This is a genomic window from Bacillus sp. SIMBA_074, assembly GCF_046534555.1.
Classification (GTDB): domain Bacteria; phylum Bacillota; class Bacilli; order Bacillales; family Bacillaceae_G; genus Bacillus_A; species Bacillus_A mycoides.
The window spans coordinates 1-270 of the sequence record NZ_JAWRYM010000557.1; the positions used below are offsets into that span (position 1 = coordinate 1).

The window sequence follows — 270 nt, forward strand, 5'->3', positions numbered from 1 at the left end:
GTCGCGGTCACCGCGATCGGTGTGGATCAGGACATGCTCGACACGGGCACAGCCGCCGCGCTGGTCGGGGCCGGCATGCTCTCGGTGCTGCTGTATCCGCTGATCGGGATGACGCTGCGCGGCGATCGCGCGGAGGTCGTCGGACCGGCACGCGCGGGCGAGGCTGTGCAGGGGGAACTGTGACCACCGCATCGGCGCTGCTGGCCGCGGCTGTGGCCGATCGCGCCGGCGCCCCGAAAGAGGGGCTGGGCGAGCAGCGCGATTCGCGGT

General features: G+C 73.0%; 1 protein-coding gene. It reads left to right on the forward strand.

The window, feature by feature from the left end:
• A partial coding sequence (locus SB773_RS31960; RefSeq protein ID WP_410594355.1) for a hypothetical protein occupies positions 1-183 on the forward strand: 183 nt, incomplete at its 5' end.
• Positions 184-270 lie beyond the last annotated feature (87 nt).